The organism is Leucobacter chromiireducens (assembly GCF_051993095.1).
Lineage (GTDB): Bacteria > Actinomycetota > Actinomycetes > Actinomycetales > Microbacteriaceae > Leucobacter > Leucobacter chromiireducens.
On sequence record NZ_CP197024.1, the window covers coordinates 940,192 to 961,167 of the forward strand.

Below are 20,976 nucleotides of genomic sequence, written 5' to 3' on the forward strand. Positions count from 1 at the left end.
GTAGCAGGAGCCTGCATCCTTGAATCATGTTGCAAATCGGAGATTTCGCGGGGATTACCGGCCTGAGCGTGAAAGCGCTGCGCCACTACGGAGAGAAAGCGGTGCTGGCTCCCGAGGTGGTGGATGAGCGGTCGGGATACCGCTGGTACGCCGAAGGGCAGGTGCGTGCCGGCGCGACCATTCGAGCGATGCGGGCGGGCGGGGTGCCGCTGCCGGAGATCGCGGAGGCGCTGGGCGCGAGTTCAGTTGGAGTTGACGGGGCGCTCGACGCGCTCGACGCGCTCGAAGCTCACCGTGAGCGTGTGCTCGAGGAGCGTGCGCGGGAGGATCTCGCGCACGAGGCCGCGGTGAAGGAACTTCGCGCACTGCGAGTTCCGGTCCATGTTGAACTTCGACAGCAGCCCGAACAGCACTTCGTTGGACGAGCGCTGCACGCACCAGGCGACGACCTCGACGAGCTGACCGACGACGACGCGAACGCGGTCTTCGGAGAGCTCTTCGAACGTCTCGCCGGCGCGGGAATCCCGGTGAGCGGTGAGTTCTGGACGACGCTGGGGTCCGGCGAGAACGGTGGTGCTGCGCTCATGGGCTGCTGGGAAGTACCCCATTCCCTCGGCGCCGCGTGGACCTTCCCCGGGGACCGGGCAGGCACGCTGCCACCTCGCACCGAGCTCGTGGCTACGTGGCGGCCCGAAGGCGGGGAAGAACTCCCGGAGGGGGCGACGCACCCCGCGATCGTCGCGCTCTTCGACGCGCTCGATGAGCGTGGGATCGAGCTGCGCCTCGGGCGCATGGAGGTGCGGCAAACGATTCGCGGGCAGGATCCCAATGGATTCAGCGTGGAAGTGTCGGTGGTGGTTGAGGAACGCTAGCCTCGGGTGAGACGGTCCCGGCTGGGCGAAACACCCAGGCCGGAGACCACCAGATGCGGAGGACACCATGGGAAAGCGGAAGACACCCGAAGAACGGGCTGCTGAAGAAGAACGCTACGTCCGCGCGCTGGGGGCCCACACGGACGACGAGTTCGAGCCGTTCTTCACCGACACGAACCAGTCCATTCGCAACGCTGCGGCGCTGAACCCGGATGCCAGCCCCGCGGTGCTTGCGCGCTTTGCGCAGGATCGCTTCTGGAGCGTGCGCGTCGCCGTCGCCGAGCACCCGAATACGAGCCGGGAGACGATTCTCGGAATGCTCGAGGAGAAGCCGGCGCGACGCGGGGTGGTGCACCACGCGGCTCGCGAGCGCCTCGAACGCGAGGGCATCGTGTTCGGTGAGGATGGACTGCCGGAGGCGCCCGCGGGGGAGTGAACCGTGTGTTCGTGCAAACGTCAACTGCAGCCCATTGCAGTGTCTGACGTGCTCGCTACACTCAGAACACGGGCCAGATTGACCGGTCGAGGTCCACACGAATCGAGAGGCAGCACACATGGGAGCATGGGGCAGCGCACCCTGGGATACGGACGGTGCGGCGGATTGGTTCGCCGAGTTCTTCGAGGGAATTGACGCGGATGCGCGAATCTCCGAGGCGTTCGAGGCGGATGACGACTACGACCGCATTCGGGCAGCCGGATACCTCCTTGCCGTGCTCGGGCGGGGCTACATCTGGCCCGGCGATCTCGAGCGTCTCGACGCGCTGCTCGAGCGCGGAATCGAGCTCCTCTCCGAGATGCTGGAGCCCGACTCTGAGTTCCGCGAGCTCTGGGAAGACGACCCCGAGGTCCTCGCCGCGGTGCGAGCCGAACTCGCCGTCCTTGAGGAGCGCATTGGCGGCGATGACGAGGCAGACGACGATGAGGATGACGCGGATCAATAGCGACGACGAGCGCGGCACCGAGCACGGTATGGTCTGAAGTCGGCCAGCCTCGATTCCGGGCGCCGGTATTCCGCGAGCCCTGAGGAGGACGCCATGACTGACGAGACCCCCGAGACCACGCAGCTCCCGCCGTGCCCCGAGTGCGGCAGCGAGTACGCGTACGAGATGGGTGCGTTGCTCGTCTGCCCCATGTGCGCGCACGAGTGGGCGGCCGCGGCTGGCGACGGTGTGGCTGACGGTACCGACGCAAACAACGGCGCGAGCGCGAGTGCCGACGTGATTCGCGACTCTGTGGGCAACGTGCTCTCGGACGGCGACACAGTGACGGTCGTGAAGACCGTCAAGGTCTCAGGCGGCGGGGGTGGCTCGATCAAGGCCGGCACGAAGGTGACCGGGATCCGACTTGCGCCGGGCGGCGCCGGCGGGCACGACATCGACGCGCGTGTGCCCGGCTTCGGCAAGATGATGCTGAAGTCAAGCGTGGTGCGGCGCGCAAACTGATACCCGATTACTGAATGTGCGCCAGGGGCTTCCGCGGGGCCAGGGCCGGGTGCATACTGAGCGCACGCGGATCCCATCCGCTCCGTCGAAGGAGTCATCATGACGCACACACTGGCCACATACATCTCGCTGCCGGGGTCTACCGGCGAAGCAATGGAGCACTGGCACGAAGTGTTCGGGGGTGAGCTCGAGATCCTGCGCTACGGCGATATGCCGCCCATGCCGGGAATGCCGTTCGAGCCAGACGCGAAGGCGGTTGCGCACGCAACGCTGACCCTTCCCGCGGGAGTGATCGCCGGCGGCGACTCGATGGACCCTGGCACGGACTACCCCGTGCGCGGCTCGGCCTATTCGCTGCTCTACACGACCGACACTCCGGACGAGGCGCGAGCGTACATCGCGAAACTCCTTGCAGGCGGCGGTACTGAGGGGATGCCCTTCGAAGAAGCGCCGTGGGGTGACTGGTACGGTCAGGTATTCGACCGCTACGGCGTGATGTGGTCGTTCTCGTGCAGCGCCGCTGCGTGAGAGTGAGCCGGGGCGGCTGACACCGAAACCCCGGGGGAGGACTTCGAGGATGGCAGCAACACCGATGAGCAGCGCCGGTACGGCACCCGCACGGGGCCGAGCCGCGAAGCAGCCTGCGATGCGCCCGGGCGACGAGCCGGCGGAGCAGGTACTCGACCGTGTGTCGGGTCCGCGCCGTGCGGAAGCCGACGAGTTGCTTGCGCTGCACCGCGAAGTGAGCGGCGAGGCCCCCGTTGTCTGGGCCGGGCGCATCATCGGTTTCGGTGAGGTCAGCTACCTGTACGAGAGCGGACACGGTGGGATCATGCCCGAGCTCGCGTTTGCGACCGCGCAGGCGAAGCACACCATTTACTTCCCGGCGGGGTTCGCCGAGCGCTGGCCCGAACTGCTCGCCGAGCTTGGTCCGCACACCGCGAGCAAGGCCTGCCTCTACATCACGCGTCTGGCGCGCGTCGATCGCTCGGTGCTGCGTGCGTTGCTCGAACGGGCGCTCGAGGAGACTCGAGCGGATGCCGGGGCGCATGACACCGATCCGAACGCGGACTCGGACGTGGATTCGGACGCGGGCTCAGGGTCCGTAGCGCAGCGCGATGCGTAGCCCCGGCCGAGCGCACCGCCGTGCGGGCATGCGCAGCGCGAGCGTCCGCAGCGCGACGATCGCGGGAGCGCTTGCCGCGCTGCTGGTGCTGAGCGGGTGCATGGCTGGCTTCCCCGGGTGGCGCGGCTGGCCGGGCGGTGGCTCGGCGGGACCAGGCTCAGGGAGCGCGAACTCCGCCTCGGCGGTGCAGGAGCGCGACTTCGCGGAGCTCTACGCGCAGCGCATCGCCTGGCGCGAGTGCCTTCCCGAGGACGGCCTCGACGACGACACCGGTGCGGCGCTCGAGGACGCAGGCTACACGCTCGCGAAGATCCGTTGCGGCACCGTGCTCGCCCCGCTCGACTGGGAGGACCCCACAGATCGGGATCGGATCGAGCTCGCCGTCGTGCACCTCCCCGCGCTCGGCACGAAGCCGCTTGGCACCCTGCTCGGCAACCCCGGCGGCCCCGGCGCTACGGGCGTCGACTTCATGCTGGGCATGCCGCTGTCGCCCGGCTTCGAGCCGATCGCAGAGCGCTACGGGCTGCTGGGCTTTGACCCGCGTGGGATCGGCAACAGCACACCGCTCGATTGCGATGGCGGAGGCTCGGAGATCACCGCGATCCAGATCGGCACGTGCGTGTCGACGAACCCGATCGCGCACACGATGGGCACGTCTCAGGTGGCGCGCGACATGGAGCTCATGCGCGCGCTGCTCGATGAGGAACGTCTGAACTTCCTCGGCTACTCGTACGGCACTATGCTCGGCGCGACGTACGCGACCCTCTTCCCCGAGCGCGCGGGACGCATGGTGCTCGACAGCGCGGAGAACGCGCAGTGGGCGAGCCCCATCCACGCCTTCGATCAGGCGGCGGCGATCGCGAAGGCGACGGTGGCGCTTGCCACCTCGTGCCGCACCGAGTATCGCGACGAGGTCGAGGTGTGCCCCTTCGTTGATGAGGCGAGCCTGCTCAAGGTGCTCGGCGAACTCGACGAGAAGCCGCTCGAGGCGACGGACGGGACGCAGATTACCGGGCAGGACCTGCAGGGGTTTCTGACCGACACGCTCTACCAGAGCCACTTCGAGCGTGGGCGAGCACTGGATCGCATCGCGCTTGCGTTGTTTGGCGACCAAGACGCGATCGACGAGATCGGTGCGGCGGTGGCGCCCGACCCCGAGGGAGGAATCGACCTCGCTATGGAGATCGTGAGCTGTCACTCGTTCCCCATCGAGCCCGACATCCCGGGCCTGCTCGCGCACATCGAGGAGGCGGGCATGCCCCGGCTGCTCGGCGGCCCCGAGATCTCGGACGACACCCTTGCGCCGTTCGTTGACCTCTCTTGCTACGCGCTCCCCGAGAGCGGCCTCGACATTACGGACTCGTTCCACGCGCCGGACACGGCGGAGCCGCTTCTCGTGATTGGGATCACGGGAGACCACGCGACCCCGTACCCGTACGCGAAGGAGCTGGTGGACGAGCTCGGCAACGCGCGACTGCTCACCCTTGACGGGCAGGGGCACGCTGCCTCGTACTCCGATCGCTCCTCGTGCGTGGACGATGCGGTGACCGAGTACCTCCTCGCGGGCGCACTCCCAGCCGCTGGCGCGGTGTGCCGTGACGACGCGGCCGAGGCGTAAGATCAGCGACATGACCGAGCGTGCCACCGGACCCAAATCGTACTTCCCGTCGATCGAGGCGAAGTACGGCAAATCGATCGACGAATGGATCGCACTCCTACGCCCGCACGCGGGCGAGAAACACATGGAGCAGGTCGCATTCCTCAAGGAGCAGGGGATGGGGCACGGCCACGCGAACGCCCTCGTGCACGTGTTCCGCGCGGAGCACGACGGCGCCTGACCGGCGAGGGCCAGCTGAAATCACAGCGGCTTCCGAAGCTAGGCCAGTAGCCTGCTGACATGAGCACCGACGCACCCGCCGCATCCGCGCAGGAACCGGAGCCCGACTCGCACTCGGCGCTTGCCGCCGCCGACAACGACGAGATCACCATCTCCGCAAGCGCGCTGCGCACCCTCGGCGATCAGATGCAGCGATTCCTGCTGGAGTACCGCTTCGCTATGCAGGAGGTCGAGACGAAACTCGCCATTCTGCGCGAGGAGTTTCTCCACATGCACGAGTACAACCCGATCGAGCACGTGTCGAGCCGCGTGAAGTCCGTGGACAGCCTCGTTGCGAAGCTCGAGCGGCGCGGCATTGGCAGCGAGTTCGAGGTGATCCGTCGGGAGATCCACGACATCGCTGGTGTGCGTGTCACCTGCGCGTTCATCAACGACGTCTATCGGCTCTTCGACCTGTTGACGCAGCAGGATGACATCACCGTGCTCGAGGTCGAGGATTACATCGAGACCCCGAAGGAGAACGGGTACCAGAGCCTGCACACCATCCTCTCGATCCCGGTCTACCTCTCGACGGGGCGCGTGGACGTGCCGGTCGAGGTGCAGTTCCGCACCATCGCGATGGACTTCTGGGCGAGCCTTGAACACAAGATTTACTACAAGTACGCGCGGCAGGTGCCCGACTCACTCACGCAAGAGCTCAAGCACGCGGCCGACACCGCCGCCGAGCTCGACACCCGCATGGAGCGCCTCCACATCCAGCTGCACGGCCAAACCGGGCGACCACGCAACATCGTCCGCCAGGTCTAGCGACACATCCTGGGCGCGCTCGCGCGTGTCGGCACCGCGGTGCGCTACGGTCGAATTGTGGAGAGCGAACACCTGCCGGGCGGATCGGGCGGTGTCTGGCGGATCGCCGGCGCCGATGGGGTGACGCGCGTCCACCGGCCCACGGGCCCTTGGACCCCCGCGGTGCACGAGTTGCTCGCGCACCTGCACGCGCGCGGCCTTGACGGCATCCCCGAAGTCGAGGGATTCGACGACGAGGGACGCGAGGTGCTGGAGTACCTCCCCGGGCGCACGCTCGATCCCGAGACTGAGCAGGTGAGTGACGAGGCGCTCGCCGCAGCGGCGGCCTGGCTGCGCCGGTTTCACGATGCAGTACGAGACTTCCCGCGAGACGCCCGCGAGTGGCGGCAGGGCGCACAGGAACTCGCTAACGGCGAGGTGATCTGTCACAACGATCCCGGGCTCTACAACTGGATGATTCTCGACGGTGAGTTCGCGGGAATGATTGATTGGGATCGGGCAGGCCCGGGCCGCCCGATCGAAGATCTCGCGTTCCTCTGCTGGTCGGGGGTCCCTTTGCTCCGCGAGATTCCAGTGGCCGACGCCGCGCGTCGCGTCGATATCGCCGCGGCGGCCTACGGTGATGTCGCGCCCGAGGAGCTCCTCGCTGCGGTTGACGCACGAATGGAACTCATCGCCGCGCGCTGGCGTGCGGGCCTCGAGCGAGAAGACCCGGGCACCATCGCGCTCCGCGACGGCGGCATCATGGCGCGTCACGCGGCGCGGGTCGCCGGCTTCTCGGCTCGCCGCGAGAAGCTGCGCGCTTTGCTGGTTTCCGACGGCGCGAGCCGGCCCGGCGCAACACCCCAGATCCCGATCGAGCAGAGGAGCGAATCATGACGCAGGCAGCACCGTTGGCAGCAGAGAATTCGGCACGCGTGACCCTCGCGGATGGCGGGATCGAGACGGCGCTCACGGAGCGTCTGGGACAGGAGCTGCCGGAGTTTGCGGCGTTCGTGCTGCTCGACAGCGTCGAGGGGCGTGCCGCGCTGAACGAGTATTACCGACCCTTCGTGGAGCTCGCCGCCGAGCGTGGTCTCCCGCTCGTGCTCGACACGCCGACCTGGCGCGCGAACCCGGACTGGGGTGCCCGGGTGGGCGCCGACGCGGCGGCACTCGATCGCGCCAATGCGGACGCCGTCGCCCTCGTGCGCCAGGCTGGGCCCGACGACACCGTGGTGAACGGCTGCGTGGGCCCCCGGTTCGACGACTACGTCGCGGAAGAGCGGATGACCGAGGCAGCTGCCGAGGCGTATCACGCACCGCAGATTCAGGCGCTTGCCGAGGCGGGCGCCGACCGCGTGACTGCGGTGACCATGATCGATGCCGCCGAGGGGATCGGCGTGGTGCGAGCCGCTCGCGCAGCGCGTGTTCCGGTCGCGGTGTCGTTTGCGGTGGGGGCGGACGGGATGCTCGGCGATGGGAGCTCCCTTGCCGCTGCGATCGCGGCGACCGACGCGGCGACCGAGGGCTACGCTGACGGCTTCCTCGTGAACTGCGCGCACCCGAGTGAGGTCGCGCGCGGGCTGGCGGCCGGAGCAGGGGCGCCCGAGCTCTCGCGCATCATCGGCTTCCGGCTGAACGCCGCGGAGCACGGTGACGAGGGTGCGGGGGATGCCCCCGCAGATTTTGCACGCGGCGTGCTCGCACTGCGCGATCTCGCACCTCGGGCCGTGGCTTTCGGTGGGTGCTGTGGCACGGACGCGCCGCACATCGCGGCGCTCGCTGATGCCGCTCAGGCGGCGTGATTCCGCCCGGCCCAGGGGTGTGAGTGCCGCCTGAATCCCACCGCATTCGGGTGGCCCGCACGCAGCATGGATGCTGAGTAGTTAGGGTGGGGGTGTGAATAAGGACCCACTGGAGGAACTCTTCGGCCCTGCCGACGAGACGCCCGAACCCGTCCCCGCCCGTGAACGCCTGGCCTACGAGCAGGCCGAGCGTGTTCGGACCGCGCAGCTCCCTGCCGATCGTGGGGGCTCGTGGGGAGAGCCGGGAGAGCCCCAGCGCGACCGTGCTGCGCAGGCCAAGCCGTGGATCGTGGTCGGCATTGTTGCCCTCCTCGCAATCCTCGCGTCGATCGTCGTCGTGAACATTGCGCGTGGGCAGGGAGACGCCGAGCCGAGCACTCCGAAGCCGACGGCAACGGAGCAGCCGAGCACCGAGCAGCCCGATCCCAAGCCCACCACGCCGGTCACTGAGAAACCGGAGACCGAGAAGCCGGATGAAGACACGGTGCCGAGCGTCGATGTGGGGCCCACCTCATCGTTCCCGATTGGTCCCTGGAACGCGTCGTCTGAGTGGCCGCAGCGCCTCGGCGCCGCGAACTTCGAGATTCCAGACGCGAGCCACCTCAAGTTGAGCGGCGAGCTCTTCAACTCGTTCCCCGAATCGTGCGCCGCAATGCGTGGGGAGTGGGGTGCCACGAAGCTTCCGGACGGCAAGTTTGAGGTTGCGAAGCCCGCGGCCACGTGCGAGGCCGCGCCAGAACTCTACGACCAGGTCTGGGGCCTGCTCGATGCCTGGGTGAAGTCGATCAAGGTCAACTAGCTGCCGGGCGCCCCGAACCATGCGGGCCACAGCGCGAGCGCGAGCGGGTACCCCGCAAAGCTCACGATGTCGAGGATCCAGTGCGCCACGACAAGGGGTACTGAGCGGCCGTAGCGGTGGTAGGCCCATCCGAACACGAGCCCCATCACGACGTTGCCGATGAAGCCGCCAAAGCCCTGGTAGAGGTGGTAGCTGCCACGCAGCAGTGCGCTCGACACGATCACGCCGACCGTGCCGACTCCGAGTCGGCGCAGCCGGTCGAAGAGGTATGCCACCACGATGATCTCCTCCGTCACCGCTGCGCGGAACGCGTGCAGCACGAGCACGGGGACCGTCCACCAGTAGGTGTCGAGCGCGGTGGGAATGACGGTGACGTTGATGCCAATGAGCTTGGACACGACGTAGAACGCGATGCCCGGGATCCCAATCAGGGCTGCGAGGCCAAGCCCGCCGAGGAGTTCGCGGCCCCAGCGCGCCTGGCCACCGACTCCGAGCGCGGCGAAGTGCGGGCGCCGCGGCTGCCACACGAGGTACGCGACGAGGGCGACCGGTGCGAGCGCGAAGGCGAAGCCGAGCAGCTGATACACGAGATCGAACGCCGGCCGCTCGGAGAGCACACGATTGATGGTGGCGGTCTGTTCGGCGAGCGCCGAGTCGCGGGTGAGCGAATCAATGAGCGACACGACCGCGTACACTGCCGACGCGCCGAAGGAGAGCGCGAGGACGATGCCGATCTCCCAGCGGAGTCGGGTGCGGGCGGCGGGGGAGTGCGCGATGGGTGGCAGTGCAGTTGGGCTCACATGCTCAGCGTAGCGCCGGGCCGCGCGGGTTCGCGCGGGTTCGCTCCACGTTCCGTGTTGTGCGACTACGTACGGAGAAACGCGCCCGAGATTGCGGATATGTACAGAAAGTATCCCTAACTCTGGCATTGCAATTGCGGAGAGCTACAGTTCTCGGTCACGAAGCAGTTACGGCTGGTCCATTTTTTCGGGGGCGGTTGCAACGGTCGATAAGCTGGGCGGGAATATACCGAATCTTTTCGGGGATAGATTCGGCCGCACCTTGTCGTGCGCGCCGCCCCGGAGGGACACGTTCAAGGAGGAAACAAGTGAAGCGATCACGGATGGGTCTGAGCTTTATCGCTCTGGCCGCCGCAGGCGCGCTTGCCCTGTCGGGCTGCACGTCGGGCGGGGGATCGGACAACGGTGGCGATGCTGCTGCCAGCGACGCGATTATCACGACCAACGGCTCGGAGCCGCAGAACCCGCTCATCGCGACGAACACCAACGAGGTGGGCGGCGGCAAGATCCTCGACCAGATCTTCGCTGGCCTCGTTTACTACGATGCTGACGGTGCTGCGCACAACGACATCGCAACCTCGATCGAGACCGATGACGCGATCAACTACACGATCAAGATTCGTGACGACGCGACCTTCACCGACGGCACCCCCGTCAAGGCGGAGAACTTTGTGAAGGCGTGGAACTACGGCGCCGACTCCGAGAACGCTCAGCTGAACAGCTACTTCTTCGAGGACGTTGAGGGCTTCAGCTACGAGGACAGCGTCAAGGAGCTCCCGGGCCTGAAGGTTGTCGATGACACCACCTTCACCGTGAAGCTCAACAAGGCTGCATCGGACTTCCCGCAGCGCCTCGGCTACTCGGCCTTCTACCCGCTGCCCGACGCTGCGTTCGAGGACATGGACGCGCAGGGTGAGAACCCGATCGTCAACGGCCCGTACAAGCTGGCCGGCGAAGGCGCATGGCAGCACGACGAGCAGATCGAGCTCGTGGTGAACGAGGACTACAACGGTCCCCGCAAGCCCGTGAACGGTGGCCTGACCATCAAGTTCTACGCGACGCAGGACGCTTCGTACTCGGACCTCATGGGCGGCAACCTCGACGTTGTCGACCAGATTCCCGAGACGCAGCTCGCGAACTTCCAGGACGACCTGGGTGACCGCGCGGTGAACCAGCCGGCAGCCATCTTCCAGTCCTTCACGATCCCGGAGCGCCTCGAGCACTTCTCGGGCGAAGAGGGCAAGCTGCGCCGCCAGGCCATCTCGATGGCGATCAACCGTGAGCAGATCACGGACAAGATCTTCGACGGCACCCGTACCCCCGCAAGCGACTTCACCTCGCCCGTCATCGACGGCTGGAGCGATTCGCTCAAGGGCGCCGAGGTGCTCGCGTTCAACCCCGACGAGGCCAAGAAGCTCTGGGCTGAGGCTGACAAGCTCTCCCCGTGGTCGGGCACCCTTGAGATTGCCTACAACTCCGATGGTGGCCACCAGGCCTGGGTCGACGCTGTGTCGAACAGCGTGAGCTCCACACTCGGTATCACCGCCGCTGGCAAGGCATACCCCAAGTTCGACGTCCTCCGCGAAGAGGTCACGAACCGCACGATCAAGACCGCCTTCCGTACCGGCTGGCAGGCCGACTACCCGGGTCTGTTCAACTTCCTCGGACCGTTGTACGCAACGAACGCTTCCTCGAACGATGGCGACTACTCGAACCCCGAGTTCGACAAGCTGCTGCAGGAAGGCTCGGTTGAGACCGATCCCGCCAAGGCGAACGAGAAGTTCCAGCAGGCACAGGAAGTGCTCCTCGCTGATCTGCCGGCCTTCCCGCTCTGGTACGCCAACGTGAACGGTGGCTACGGCGAGAACGTGGACAACGTCGAGTTCGGCTGGAACTCGGTGCCGCTGTACCACGAGATCACCAAGAAGTAACCCTTCTGACGCAGGCCCCGGGGCACGCCCCGGGGCCTCCGCCGTGCCGCGTGACTACCCGTCGCGCGGCACGGCCCCCAACTTGCAAATCTGCGACACCGAAGTCCACAGATTTGCCGCGCACTACAACTGCGAGAGAATACCCACATGCATAGCTCAGTCGAGCGGGGGAGGGTCAGCACATGCTGAGATACATCCTTTTCCGCCTCCTCCAGGTGATTCCAGTTCTCCTGGGCACCACATTCCTCATTTACTTCATGGTCTTCGCCATGCCCGGCGACCCCATCCTCGCGATGTTCGGCGACAAGACGCCCGACCCGGCGATTCTTGAGCGCCTTCGCGAGCAGTACCACCTCGATCAGCCGTTCATCGTCCAGTACCTCATGTACCTGAAGGGCGTCCTCGTCGGCGACTTCGGGATGAGCTTCTCGGGCCAGGCTGTCTCGGACATCCTCGCGCGCACCTTCCCGGTGACGATCAAGCTCGCGGCGATGGCGATTGTGATCGAGCTCATCCTCGCTATCACGATCGGCCTCATCTCGGGTCTGCGCAAGGGCAAGCTGTTCGACAACGTCAACCTGATCATCGGCCTGCTCTTCATGAGCATCCCGATCTTCGTGATCGCCTTCATCGCGCAGTGGGGCCTCGGCATCAAGCTCGGCTGGTTCCGTACGACGGTCGGCACGGGAGCCCCCGTGCAAGACCTGCTGCTGCCGGCAATCGTGCTCGGCGTCAGCCTCTACGCAACGAGCATGCGCCTCACGCGCGCCTCGGTGATCGACACGCTGAACCAGGACTTCGTGCGCACCGCGTACGCGAAGGGCCTGAGCCGCGGCCGAGTCGTCCCGGTCCACGTGCTTCGCAACTCGCTCATCCCGACGATCACCAACACCGCAACCGACTTCGGTGTGCTGATGGTGGGCGCCACGGTGACCGAGGGTATCTTCAACGTTCCCGGCGTCGGCAACGCACTCTTCAACGCGATCCTGAAGGGCGACAACTCGCTGGTGGTCTCCTTCGTCACGTTCATGGTGCTCATCTACCTCGGCGTGAACTTGATCGTCGACCTGCTGTACGCCGTACTTGACCCGAGGATCCGTTATGCCTGAGCCGCAGAACCCGAAAATGGAGCACTTCGTCGCACCGTTCGACGAGACGCCGGTGGCCGCGGTCGATGCCGTGGTTGTCAAGGAGAAGAAGTCGAACCTGTGGCTCGACGCGTGGCGCGATATGCGTGGCCGGCCGATGTTCTGGATCTCCGCGACCATCATTCTGATCGTGCTCGTCGTGTCCCTCTTCCCGTCGATGTTCACCAATGTCGACCCGCGCGCTGCCGACCTCGGCATGTCGAAGGAGGGTCCGACCGATGGGCACCTGCTCGGCTTCAACGCGCAGGGGCAGGACATCTTCTCTCGCCTCATCTACGGCACCTCGACCTCGGTCTCGGTCGGCCTACTGGTGATTCTCATCACCTTCGTGGGCGGCGTGATCGCCGGCTCGCTGGCCGGCTACTTCGGCGGCTGGGTGGACACCGTGCTCTCTCGCATCGGTGACATCTTCTTCTCGATTCCTTACATCCTCGCCGCGGTCATCGTGATGACCGTGTTCCAGGAGCATCGGACCCCGCTCGTCATCGCCTTCGCGATCGGTGGCTTCTCGTGGCCGGTCTCCGCGCGTATTCTGCGCTCCGAGATCCTCCGCGTGAAGAATGCCGACTTCGTGATGGCATCGACCGCACTCGGGCTGTCGAAGCTGAAGACCCTTGTGCGCCACGTGCTGCCGAACTCGATTGCACCACTGATCGTTGTCACGACGCTCTCGCTGTCCGCTGCGATTGTGGCCGAGGCGGTCCTCTCGTTCCTGGGTGTGGGTCTGCCTCCGGCCGACTACATCAGCTGGGGCAACGACATCTCAGCCGCACAGCGTGATCTCCGCAACGATCCGCAGATTCTGCTTTACCCGTCTCTCGCGCTTGCGATCACCGTGCTCGGCTTTGTCATGCTGGGCGAGGTTGTTCGTGACGCGCTCGATCCGAAGGCGAGGGCGCAGCGATGAGCGAGCAACAGCCAATTCTGAGTGTCCGTGACCTTCGTGTCGAGTTCGGAACGAAGAAGGAGCGCCGCGAGGTGCTGCACGGCGTCGGTTTCGACGTCTTCCCCGGCGAGACCGTGGCAATTGTCGGCGAGTCGGGTTCCGGCAAGTCGACGACCATGCACGCCGTGATCAACCTGCTTCCGGGCACGGGCAAGATCACGGGCGGTTCCGTTGAATGGAAGGGCCGCGACCTCGTTGGGATCGGTCGAAAGGACATGGAGTCCCTGCGTGGACGCGAGATCGGTCTCGTGCCCCAGGACCCGATGTCGAACCTTAACCCGGTGTGGTCGGTCGGCTTCCAGGTCGAGGAAGCGATCCGCGCGAACGGCTTGGCGAAGGGCAAGAAGGAGGTGCGCGAGCGCGCCATCCAGGTGCTCGAGCAGGCCGGTCTGCAGAATGCCGAGCAGCGCATGAAGCAGTACCCGCACCAGTTCTCTGGCGGCATGAAGCAGCGCGCGCTCATCGGTATTGGCCTTTCGGCTGAGCCCGATCTGCTCATCGCTGATGAGCCGACCTCCGCGCTCGATGTGACAGTGCAGCGAGTGGTGCTGGATCACCTCCAGAAGCTCACCACCGAGCTCGGCACCGCTGTGGTCTTCATCACGCACGATCTCGGCCTTGCGGCTGAGCGCGCTGAAAAGCTCATCGTGATGTACCAGGGCAACATCGTGGAGTCCGGCCCGAGCCGCGAGATTCTGCAGCACCCGAAGCACCCGTACACGAAGCGACTCGTCTCGGCGGCGCCGAGCCTCGCCTCGCGTCGGATCGGTGCTGACGCGACGCTTCCCACGGCACCGACCGAAACCTTCGACCTCGCGGCGCTCGCCGAGAGCGAGAAGCGCAAGGTTGCCCAGGGCGAGCCCGTGATCGAGATCACTGACCTCGGCAAGGTCTACAAGATCCGCAAGGGCAACTTCGGTTCGGAAGACTTCCACGCGGTGTCCGGCGCGACGTTCACGGTGAACCGTGGCGAGACCATGGCACTCGTCGGCGAGTCGGGCTCGGGCAAGTCGACCATCGCGAAGATGGTGCTGCAGCTCGAGGAGCCGACGAGTGGTTCGGTGCGGATCGCGGGCAAGGAGACACGTGGCATGTCGGGCCGCGAGCTGTTCGAGCTGCGCTCGACGCTGCAGCCCGTGTTCCAGGATCCCTACGGTTCACTCGACCCGCTGCACAACATCGGCAACACCATCATGGAGCCGCTGAAGATTCACGGTGTCGGCGATGCAGCGAGCCGGAAGGCCCGCATGTACGAGCTGCTTGACCAGGTGGCCCTGCCGCGTGAACTCGCGACGCGCTACCCGAACGAGCTCTCGGGCGGCCAGCGTCAGCGCGTCGCTGTGGCTCGCGGTCTCGCACTGAAGCCGGACATCCTCGTGCTCGACGAGGCCGTCTCCGCGCTTGACGTGCTCGTGCAGGCGCAGATCCTCGATCTGCTCGCCGAGCTGCAGCGTGACCTGGGGCTCACGTACCTGTTCATCACGCACGACCTCGCGGTCGTGCGGTTGATCGCCGATCGTGTCTGCGTCATGCAGCAGGGCAAGATCGTCGAGCAGGCGACTACCGATGAGGTGTTCGAGAACCCGCAGCAGGAGTACACGAAGAACCTCCTCGCCGCGATCCCGGGCGCAAACATCGAACTCGGTGTGAGCTAGTTCGGCGTCGTTCGCGCAGCCTCAGGGCAGTCGGTCATAGACGGGCTGCCCTGAGGCTTTTTTGGTGCGCAGAAGTTGGCGCCAATCAGCGGCTCCTGCGACAGAACGTGCGGATCCGTTCAATATTTGAGTGTGTTGTTCCGAATTGGTCACGGAAGCTGAACGAAGGCCGTGAGTGTCGCTATGCTCGTGTCCGTTGAATGACACGCGCAGCGCAGCGCACCGCTCCGCCGCGCGCCACCTTGGGTACCAGGAGGAACTCTTGAAGAAGACAATGATGTCTGCGGCCGCACTCTTCGGCAGCGCTGTGCTGCTCACGGCCTGCGCAGGCGGCGGCACTGGCGGCGGCAACGCCGGCGGCGATGGCGGGTCCGGCGGCGGCGCGATCACGGTCGGCACGACCGACGTGGTCACCTCGCTCGATCCCGCGGGCTCGTACGACAACGGCTCATTCGCCGTGATGACGAACGTCTATCCGTTCCTGCTGAACCACGAGATCGGTTCGAGCGACGTGGCGCCCGACATCGCGGAGTCCGCCGAGTTCACCTCGCCCACCGTGTACACCGTGAAGCTCAAGAGCGGCCTGAAGTTTGCGAACGGCAACGACCTCACCAGCTCGGACGTGAAGTTCACCTTCGATCGCCAGGTGAAGATCGCCGACCCGAGCGGCCCTTCGAGCCTGCTCGGCAATCTCGACAAGGTCGAGACCCCCGATGAGACCACGGTCGAGTTCCACCTCAAGGAGGGCAACGACCAGACGTTCCCGCAGGTGCTGTCGACCCCGGTTGCGCCGATTGTTGACGAGGACGTGTTCCCCGCCGACAGCGTGCTGAGCGACGAGGACATCGTCAAGGGCCAGCCTTTCGCGGGCCAGTACACGCTCAAGAACTTTAAGAAGAACGACCTTGCCTCCTACGTCGCAAACGCCGACTACGCGGGCCTGTGGGGCGCCGCGAAGACCTCCGATGTGAACGTGAAGTACTTCGCGAACGAGACCAACCTGAGCCAGGCGATGGAAACGAAGGCCGTGGACGTTGCCTTCCGCAGCCTTTCCGCGACCGACACCGAGAAGCTCGGCAAGACCGACGGCCTGAAGCTCGTCGACGGCCCCGGCGGCGCGATCCGCTACATCGTGTTCAACTTCGACACGCAGCCCTTCGGCGCGAAGACGCCCGAGGCCGATGCGGCGAAGGCGCTCGCAGTGCGCCAGGCAGCGGCCGACATGATCGACCGTGAGAAGATCGCCTCGCAGGTGTACAAGGACACGTTCACCCCGCTGTACAGCCCGGTGGCGCAGGGCTTCACCGGCGCGACCGAAGCGTTTAAGGACGCCTACGGTGACAAGCAGGGCGGCGCGGACTCCGCAGCGGCGAAGGCACGCCTGGAGGCCGCTGGCGTCACGCTCCCCGTGAAGCTCCAGCTGCAGTACAACCCGGATCACTACGGCGACGCATCCTCCGAGGAGTACGCGCTCATCAAGCAGCAGCTTGAGGCAGACGGCGTCTTCACGGTCGATCTGCAGTCGACCGAGTGGGGCCAGTACTCGAAGGACTTCCCGGCAGACGCGTACCCGATGTACCAGCTCGGCTGGTTCCCCGACTTCTCGGATGCCGACAACTTCCTCACCCCGTTCTTCGTTGACGGTGGCTTCTTCAACAACCACTACAGCTCCGCGAAGACCAACGAGCTGATCGCGAACGAGCGTGTAGAGACCGACGCGGCGAAGCGCACCACCCTCATCGAGGAGGCGCAGGCCGAGGTCGCGAAGGATGTTCCGATGATCCCGCTGCTGCAGGGCACGCAGGTCGCAGTGACCACCGACGCCATCGACGGCGTGGTGCTCGACGGTTCGTTCAAGTTCCGCCTCGGGACGATCACGAAGAAGTAACTCTCATGCCGGCGGCGTGCGGGGGAGACCCCGCACGCCGCCGGTGAGTTGCATCATGGCTACACTCGCACCCCCGGCGGCGCCGACACCCACGCGCGCCGCTCGCTCGGGAGGGGGCCTGCTCCGCTACATCCTGTGGCGCGCGCTCCTCATCCTCCCCACCGTCTTCATCCTCGTCACGATGGTGTTCCTGCTGATGCGCAGCATCGGCGATCCGATCACCGCCGCGGTCGGCGGCAAGCTGCCGCCCGACGAGCTCGCCAAGCGCATTCATGACGCCGGCTACGACCGGCCCATCCTCACCCAGTACTTCGAGTACCTCGGGCAGGTGTTCACTGGCAACTTCGGAACGACGATCAGCGACAACCGCGCCGTCACCGAGGTGCTCGCGACGTTCGGCGCGGCAACGCTCGAGCTCGCCGTCTTCACGCTCATCGTGGCCTTCGTCGTCGGCATCCCGCTCGGCATGCTCGCCGCGTACTACCGTGACCGCGGCCCCGACGCCGTGCTGCGCGTGTTCGCGATCTTCACCTACGCGACACCCGTGTTCTTCTCGGGCCTCCTGATGAAGCTCATCTTCGGCGTGTGGCTCGGCTGGTTGCCCGTTTCCGGGCGCGCGTCGATCGGTACTGAGCTGCAGATTGAGATGCTCGATGGCCCTTCCGGCTTCTACCTGATCGACGCGTTCCGCACGGGCAATCTCGCCAACGTGGGCGATGTGCTCATCCACGCGATCCTGCCCGCATTGACGCTCGGCATGATGACCGCGGGCATTTTCCTCCGCCTCGTGCGCACCAACATGATCGGCACGATCGGTCGTGAGTACGTCGACTCGGCGCGCTCGCGCGGTGTGGGCGAGTTCCGGCTCGTCACGAAGCACGCCTACCGGCCGGCCCTCATCCCGATCATCACGGTCATTGGCCTGCAGATCGCGATGCTGCTGGGCGGCGCCGTGCTCACCGAGACAACGTTTGAGTGGAAGGGGCTCGGCTTCCAACTGGCCCACTACCTGAGCGCTCGCGACTTCGTTGCGGTGCAAGGCATTGTGGCGCTGCTCGCCGTGATTGTCGCGCTCAGCAACTTCGTTGTCGACGTCGTTGCCGCGCTCATTGACCCGCGAGTGAGGTACTGAGATGACTACCGAAGCCATCCTGACCACCCGCGCCACCGAGCGCGGGTGGCACTCCTGGCCCCTCATCAAGCAGCTCCGGCAGAGTGTTGGCCTGCAGCGCGGCATGCTTATCGCGGGTCTCGCGCTCGTCGCGTTCTTCCTCGTGCTCGCGATCTTCGCACCGCTCATCGCACCGTACGATTTCAACACGCTCGCGGGCCCCGACGGCGACTTCGGATCGCGCAGCGCGCCCTCCGCGGCCCACCCGTTCGGCACTACGATCGCCGGGTACGACGTGCTCTCGCGCGTGATCTGGGGATCCCGCACCGCGTTGCTCGTGATCCTCATCGCCGTGGTGAGCTCGATTTTCGCCGGCACGCTGCTCGGGCTCGTCTCCGGGTACATCGGTGGCGCCCTCGACCGCGTGCTCGTGATGATCACCGACGCGATCTACGCGTTCCCCTCGCTGCTGCTCGCGATCGTCATGTCGATCGTCATCTCGGGCGGCCAGTCGAGCCTGTGGGGCGGCATCTGGTCCGCGGCCCTCTCGATCACCGTCGTGTTCATCCCGCAGTACTTCCGCGTGGTGCGCTCTGAGGTGGTGCGCGTGAAGGCGGAGGCGTTCGTTGAGTCGGCGCGCGTGGTCGGCGCGAGCCGGGGCCGCATCATGTTCCGGCATGTGCTGCGCAATTCGACGCGTTCGCTGCCGCTCGTGTTCACCCTGAACGCGTCGGAGGCGATTCTCACGCTGGCCGGCCTCGGCTTCCTCGGATTCGGCATCGAGCCGAACTCCGCCGCTGAGTGGGGCTACGACCTCAATAAGGCGATTGCCGACGTGACGAACGGTGTGTGGTGGACGAGCCTCTGGCCCGGCCTCGCCATCGTGCTGATCGTCACGGGTCTCACGCTGACCGGCGAGAGCCTCAATGACCTTGCAGATCCGCGCCTGCGCAGCCGCCGCCGGGTCAAGGCGGGCACGGGAACCGTCGCCCGTACCTCGGTCGCCGGCCTCGACACCGCGTCGACGCCCATTGGTGGCACCGCCGAGCCGAGCGACTCCACGCAGGAAGGAACGACACGATGAGCCGAGTGGGCGGAATCCTGAAAACGGGTGCGGCCCCGCGCAGCGGTGCCGTGCTCGACATCCAGAACCTCGAGGTCACCTTCGCAACCGATCACGGGCCCGTGCGCGCGGTCGATGGCGTCTCGCTGACGGTCGAGCCGGGCCGCGTGCTCGCGGTGGTGGGGGAGTCGGGCTCCGGCAAAACGGTCTCCGCGCGCACCGTGCTCGGGCTGCTGCCCGAGACCGCGACCGCTGCGGGCTCGGTGATTCTCACCTCGCGCGACGGCGGCGAGACGAACGATGTGTTGCGCCTCACCGGCGAGCAGCTGCGCAGCGTGCGCGGCCGCGATGTCGCGATGGTGTTCCAGGAGCCGTCCACCGCGCTGAACCCCGTCTACACGATCGGGTGGCAGATCGCGGAGGGGTTGCGCGCGCACGAGAAGCTCTCGAAGAAGCAGGCGCGCGCTCGTGCCATCGAGATGCTCAAACGAGTGGGCATCCCGGATCCCGCCGAGCGCGTCGACTCGTACCCGCACCAGCTGTCGGGCGGGCAGAAGCAGCGCGTCATGATTGCCATGGCGCTCGCGCTGAGGCCCGGTCTGATCGTCGCCGACGAGCCGACCACCGCGCTCGACGTGACCGTGCAGGCAGAGATCCTCGACCTGCTCCGGCAGCTGCGCGACGAGTTCGGCACCGCGATCCTGCTCATCACCCACAACATGGGGGTGGTGGCGGATCTCGCGGACGACGTCGCCGTGATGTACCAGGGCGAGGTTGTCGAGCGGGCGCCCGTCGCGGAGCTCTTCGCGAACCCGCGTGAGGCATACACGAAGCAGCTGCTGGGGTCCGTGTTGAAGCTGGGCGAGGGGCCGATCCGTGTCTCGGCGCAGCAGCACGACCAGCAATCAGATCGGGATCGCGGCCAGGCCGCCGCCGCACCGCTTGTCGTGGCGCAAGGTTTGGAGATCCGGTACCCGGGGCGGCTCGGCAAGCCCGGCTTCCTCGCGGTGCGCGGCGTCGACTTCGAGATCGCCGCGGGTGAGGTGTACGGCCTCGTCGGCGAATCGGGCTCAGGCAAGTCGACGATCGGTCGCGCGATTGCGGGCCTCACTCCCGCGACTGGTGGCTCGCTCAGCGTGCTTGGCCACGAGATGGTGGGGTTCAAGGAGCGCCAGTTCCGCGCCGCCCGCCGCGACATCGGCTTCGTGTTCCAGGACCCGGCGTCGAGCTTCAACCCGCTCCTCACGATCGCGGAGAACGTCGCCGAGCCGCTCGTGGTGCAGAAGATCGCCGCGAACCCCGCGGCAGCCCGCGCCCGCGTCGACGAGTTGCTCGAGGCGGTGCAGCTGCCCCGCTCGTACGGGGACCGCTTCCCGCACGAGCTTTCGGGTGGGCAGCGTCAGCGCGCGTCGCTGGCGCGCGGCCTGGCGCTCGATCCGAAGCTGCTCATCGCCGATGAGCCGACCTCGGCGCTCGACGTGTCTGTGCAAGCGCGCGTGCTTGAGCTGTTCACGGAGCTGCAGGCGGAGCTCGGCTTCGCAGCGCTGTTCATCACGCACGACCTCGCGGTCGTCGATGCGCTCGCGGATCGCGTAGGCGTGCTCTACCACGGCGAGCTTGTGGAGAGCGGCCCGGCGTCCGAGGTGCTGCGGGCGCCGCGCGAGCGGTACACGCAGCGACTGCTCGCCTCGCTGCCGGTGCCGGATCCCGCGGAGCAGGCAGTCCGCCGCGAGGAGGCTCGCGCGCTGCGCGACGCGTAACTGA

General features: G+C 66.4%; 21 protein-coding genes. 20 read left to right on the top strand and 1 reads right to left on the bottom strand.

The window, feature by feature from the left end; genetic code table 11:
- Positions 1-26: 26 nt before the first annotated feature.
- The 12 genes from ACR81A_RS04115 to ACR81A_RS04170 all read left to right on the top strand — a co-directional run bounded on the left by ACR81A_RS04115 (position 27) and on the right by ACR81A_RS04170 (position 8,670).
- Positions 27-872, top strand: a complete 846-nt coding sequence (locus ACR81A_RS04115) for a MerR family transcriptional regulator (RefSeq protein ID WP_440312720.1) — start codon at positions 27-29, stop codon at positions 870-872.
- Positions 873-939: 67 nt separating this feature from the next.
- Entirely contained in the window at positions 940-1,308 is a 369-nt protein-coding gene (locus ACR81A_RS04120; protein ID WP_440312721.1) for a hypothetical protein, read from the top strand.
- A gap of 118 nt (positions 1,309-1,426) precedes the next feature.
- Complete coding sequence (locus ACR81A_RS04125) at positions 1,427-1,813, top strand: hypothetical protein (protein ID WP_440312722.1); 387 nt, start codon at positions 1,427-1,429, stop codon at positions 1,811-1,813.
- 93 nt (positions 1,814-1,906) lie between these two features.
- Entirely contained in the window at positions 1,907-2,314 is a 408-nt protein-coding gene (locus ACR81A_RS04130; RefSeq protein ID WP_440312723.1) for a zinc ribbon domain-containing protein YjdM, read from the top strand.
- A 99-nt stretch (positions 2,315-2,413) separates the two neighbouring features.
- Positions 2,414-2,842 carry a VOC family protein gene (locus tag ACR81A_RS04135; RefSeq protein ID WP_202381709.1) on the top strand — a complete coding sequence of 143 codons (429 nt, stop codon included), beginning with the start codon at positions 2,414-2,416 and terminating at the stop codon, positions 2,840-2,842.
- Positions 2,843-2,891: 49 nt separating this feature from the next.
- Complete coding sequence (locus ACR81A_RS04140; RefSeq protein WP_440312724.1) at positions 2,892-3,440, top strand: DUF1801 domain-containing protein; 549 nt, start codon at positions 2,892-2,894, stop codon at positions 3,438-3,440.
- Positions 3,433-5,058 (top strand): alpha/beta fold hydrolase, encoded by a 1,626-nt coding sequence (locus tag ACR81A_RS04145; RefSeq protein ID WP_440312725.1) that lies wholly within the window; start codon positions 3,433-3,435, stop codon positions 5,056-5,058. The genes ACR81A_RS04140 and ACR81A_RS04145 overlap by 8 nt, the downstream gene beginning before the upstream one ends.
- 10 nt (positions 5,059-5,068) lie before the next feature.
- Positions 5,069-5,278: a DUF4287 domain-containing protein gene (locus ACR81A_RS04150; protein ID WP_202381711.1), complete on the top strand. Its 210-nt coding sequence runs from the start codon at positions 5,069-5,071 to the stop codon at positions 5,276-5,278.
- 59 nt (positions 5,279-5,337) lie between these two features.
- Positions 5,338-6,084 (top strand): GTP pyrophosphokinase, encoded by a 747-nt coding sequence (locus tag ACR81A_RS04155; protein ID WP_440312726.1) that lies wholly within the window; start codon positions 5,338-5,340, stop codon positions 6,082-6,084.
- Between the two features lie 57 nt (positions 6,085-6,141).
- Positions 6,142-6,963 carry a phosphotransferase gene (locus ACR81A_RS04160; RefSeq protein WP_440312727.1) on the top strand — a complete coding sequence of 274 codons (822 nt, stop codon included), beginning with the start codon at positions 6,142-6,144 and terminating at the stop codon, positions 6,961-6,963.
- Positions 6,960-7,871: a homocysteine S-methyltransferase family protein gene (locus ACR81A_RS04165; RefSeq protein WP_440312728.1), complete on the top strand. Its 912-nt coding sequence runs from the start codon at positions 6,960-6,962 to the stop codon at positions 7,869-7,871. Before ACR81A_RS04160 ends, ACR81A_RS04165 begins: the two co-directional genes overlap by 4 nt.
- Positions 7,872-7,965: 94 nt before the next feature.
- Positions 7,966-8,670: a hypothetical protein gene (locus ACR81A_RS04170; RefSeq protein WP_440312729.1), complete on the top strand. Its 705-nt coding sequence runs from the start codon at positions 7,966-7,968 to the stop codon at positions 8,668-8,670.
- On the opposite strand, the gene ACR81A_RS04175 is transcribed toward ACR81A_RS04170, so the two are convergent.
- The gene (locus ACR81A_RS04175; protein ID WP_337248925.1) at positions 8,667-9,470 is read right to left on the bottom strand and encodes a CPBP family intramembrane glutamic endopeptidase; all 804 of its coding nucleotides are present in this window, start codon (positions 9,468-9,470) and stop codon (positions 8,667-8,669) included. The two genes, ACR81A_RS04170 and ACR81A_RS04175, sit on opposite strands and share 4 nt — an antisense overlap.
- 308 nt (positions 9,471-9,778) lie before the next feature.
- On the opposite strand from ACR81A_RS04175, the gene ACR81A_RS04180 reads away from it, so the two are divergent.
- From ACR81A_RS04180 to ACR81A_RS04215, 8 genes are all read left to right on the top strand, one after another.
- Positions 9,779-11,401 carry an ABC transporter substrate-binding protein gene (locus tag ACR81A_RS04180; RefSeq protein WP_202381716.1) on the top strand — a complete coding sequence of 541 codons (1,623 nt, stop codon included), beginning with the start codon at positions 9,779-9,781 and terminating at the stop codon, positions 11,399-11,401.
- Between the two features lie 182 nt (positions 11,402-11,583).
- A complete protein-coding gene (locus tag ACR81A_RS04185) occupies positions 11,584-12,510 on the top strand; it encodes an ABC transporter permease (RefSeq protein ID WP_202381717.1) in 927 nt (308 codons plus the stop codon).
- Entirely contained in the window at positions 12,503-13,456 is a 954-nt protein-coding gene (locus ACR81A_RS04190; protein ID WP_202381718.1) for an ABC transporter permease, read from the top strand. Before ACR81A_RS04185 ends, ACR81A_RS04190 begins: the two co-directional genes overlap by 8 nt.
- Positions 13,453-15,150 carry a dipeptide ABC transporter ATP-binding protein gene (locus tag ACR81A_RS04195; RefSeq protein ID WP_440312730.1) on the top strand — a complete coding sequence of 566 codons (1,698 nt, stop codon included), beginning with the start codon at positions 13,453-13,455 and terminating at the stop codon, positions 15,148-15,150. Before ACR81A_RS04190 ends, ACR81A_RS04195 begins: the two co-directional genes overlap by 4 nt.
- A 277-nt stretch (positions 15,151-15,427) precedes the next feature.
- Positions 15,428-17,038, top strand: a complete 1,611-nt coding sequence (locus ACR81A_RS04200; protein WP_202382155.1) for an ABC transporter substrate-binding protein — start codon at positions 15,428-15,430, stop codon at positions 17,036-17,038.
- Positions 17,039-17,093: 55 nt separating this feature from the next.
- Positions 17,094-18,170: an ABC transporter permease gene (locus ACR81A_RS04205; protein WP_202381720.1), complete on the top strand. Its 1,077-nt coding sequence runs from the start codon at positions 17,094-17,096 to the stop codon at positions 18,168-18,170.
- Position 18,171: 1 nt separating this feature from the next.
- Positions 18,172-19,233, top strand: a complete 1,062-nt coding sequence (locus ACR81A_RS04210) for an ABC transporter permease (RefSeq protein ID WP_440312731.1) — start codon at positions 18,172-18,174, stop codon at positions 19,231-19,233.
- Positions 19,230-20,972: a dipeptide ABC transporter ATP-binding protein gene (locus tag ACR81A_RS04215; protein WP_440312732.1), complete on the top strand. Its 1,743-nt coding sequence runs from the start codon at positions 19,230-19,232 to the stop codon at positions 20,970-20,972. The genes ACR81A_RS04210 and ACR81A_RS04215 overlap by 4 nt, the downstream gene beginning before the upstream one ends.
- Positions 20,973-20,976: the final 4 nt, after the last annotated feature.

Coding starts and splice junctions, on each gene's coding strand:
- ACR81A_RS04115 (WP_440312720.1), top strand. CDS start 27: ATGTTGCAAATCGGAGATTTCGCGGGGATTACCGGCCTGAGCGTGAAA.
- ACR81A_RS04120 (WP_440312721.1), top strand. CDS start 940: ATGGGAAAGCGGAAGACACCCGAAGAACGGGCTGCTGAAGAAGAACGC.
- ACR81A_RS04125 (WP_440312722.1), top strand. CDS start 1,427: ATGGGAGCATGGGGCAGCGCACCCTGGGATACGGACGGTGCGGCGGAT.
- ACR81A_RS04130 (WP_440312723.1), top strand. CDS start 1,907: ATGACTGACGAGACCCCCGAGACCACGCAGCTCCCGCCGTGCCCCGAG.
- ACR81A_RS04135 (WP_202381709.1), top strand. CDS start 2,414: ATGACGCACACACTGGCCACATACATCTCGCTGCCGGGGTCTACCGGC.
- ACR81A_RS04140 (WP_440312724.1), top strand. CDS start 2,892: ATGGCAGCAACACCGATGAGCAGCGCCGGTACGGCACCCGCACGGGGC.
- ACR81A_RS04145 (WP_440312725.1), top strand. CDS start 3,433: ATGCGTAGCCCCGGCCGAGCGCACCGCCGTGCGGGCATGCGCAGCGCG.
- ACR81A_RS04150 (WP_202381711.1), top strand. CDS start 5,069: ATGACCGAGCGTGCCACCGGACCCAAATCGTACTTCCCGTCGATCGAG.
- ACR81A_RS04155 (WP_440312726.1), top strand. CDS start 5,338: ATGAGCACCGACGCACCCGCCGCATCCGCGCAGGAACCGGAGCCCGAC.
- ACR81A_RS04165 (WP_440312728.1), top strand. CDS start 6,960: ATGACGCAGGCAGCACCGTTGGCAGCAGAGAATTCGGCACGCGTGACC.
- ACR81A_RS04185 (WP_202381717.1), top strand. CDS start 11,584: ATGCTGAGATACATCCTTTTCCGCCTCCTCCAGGTGATTCCAGTTCTC.
- ACR81A_RS04190 (WP_202381718.1), top strand. CDS start 12,503: ATGCCTGAGCCGCAGAACCCGAAAATGGAGCACTTCGTCGCACCGTTC.
- ACR81A_RS04195 (WP_440312730.1), top strand. CDS start 13,453: ATGAGCGAGCAACAGCCAATTCTGAGTGTCCGTGACCTTCGTGTCGAG.
- ACR81A_RS04200 (WP_202382155.1), top strand. CDS start 15,428: ATGTCTGCGGCCGCACTCTTCGGCAGCGCTGTGCTGCTCACGGCCTGC.
- ACR81A_RS04205 (WP_202381720.1), top strand. CDS start 17,094: ATGGCTACACTCGCACCCCCGGCGGCGCCGACACCCACGCGCGCCGCT.
- ACR81A_RS04210 (WP_440312731.1), top strand. CDS start 18,172: ATGACTACCGAAGCCATCCTGACCACCCGCGCCACCGAGCGCGGGTGG.
- ACR81A_RS04215 (WP_440312732.1), top strand. CDS start 19,230: ATGAGCCGAGTGGGCGGAATCCTGAAAACGGGTGCGGCCCCGCGCAGC.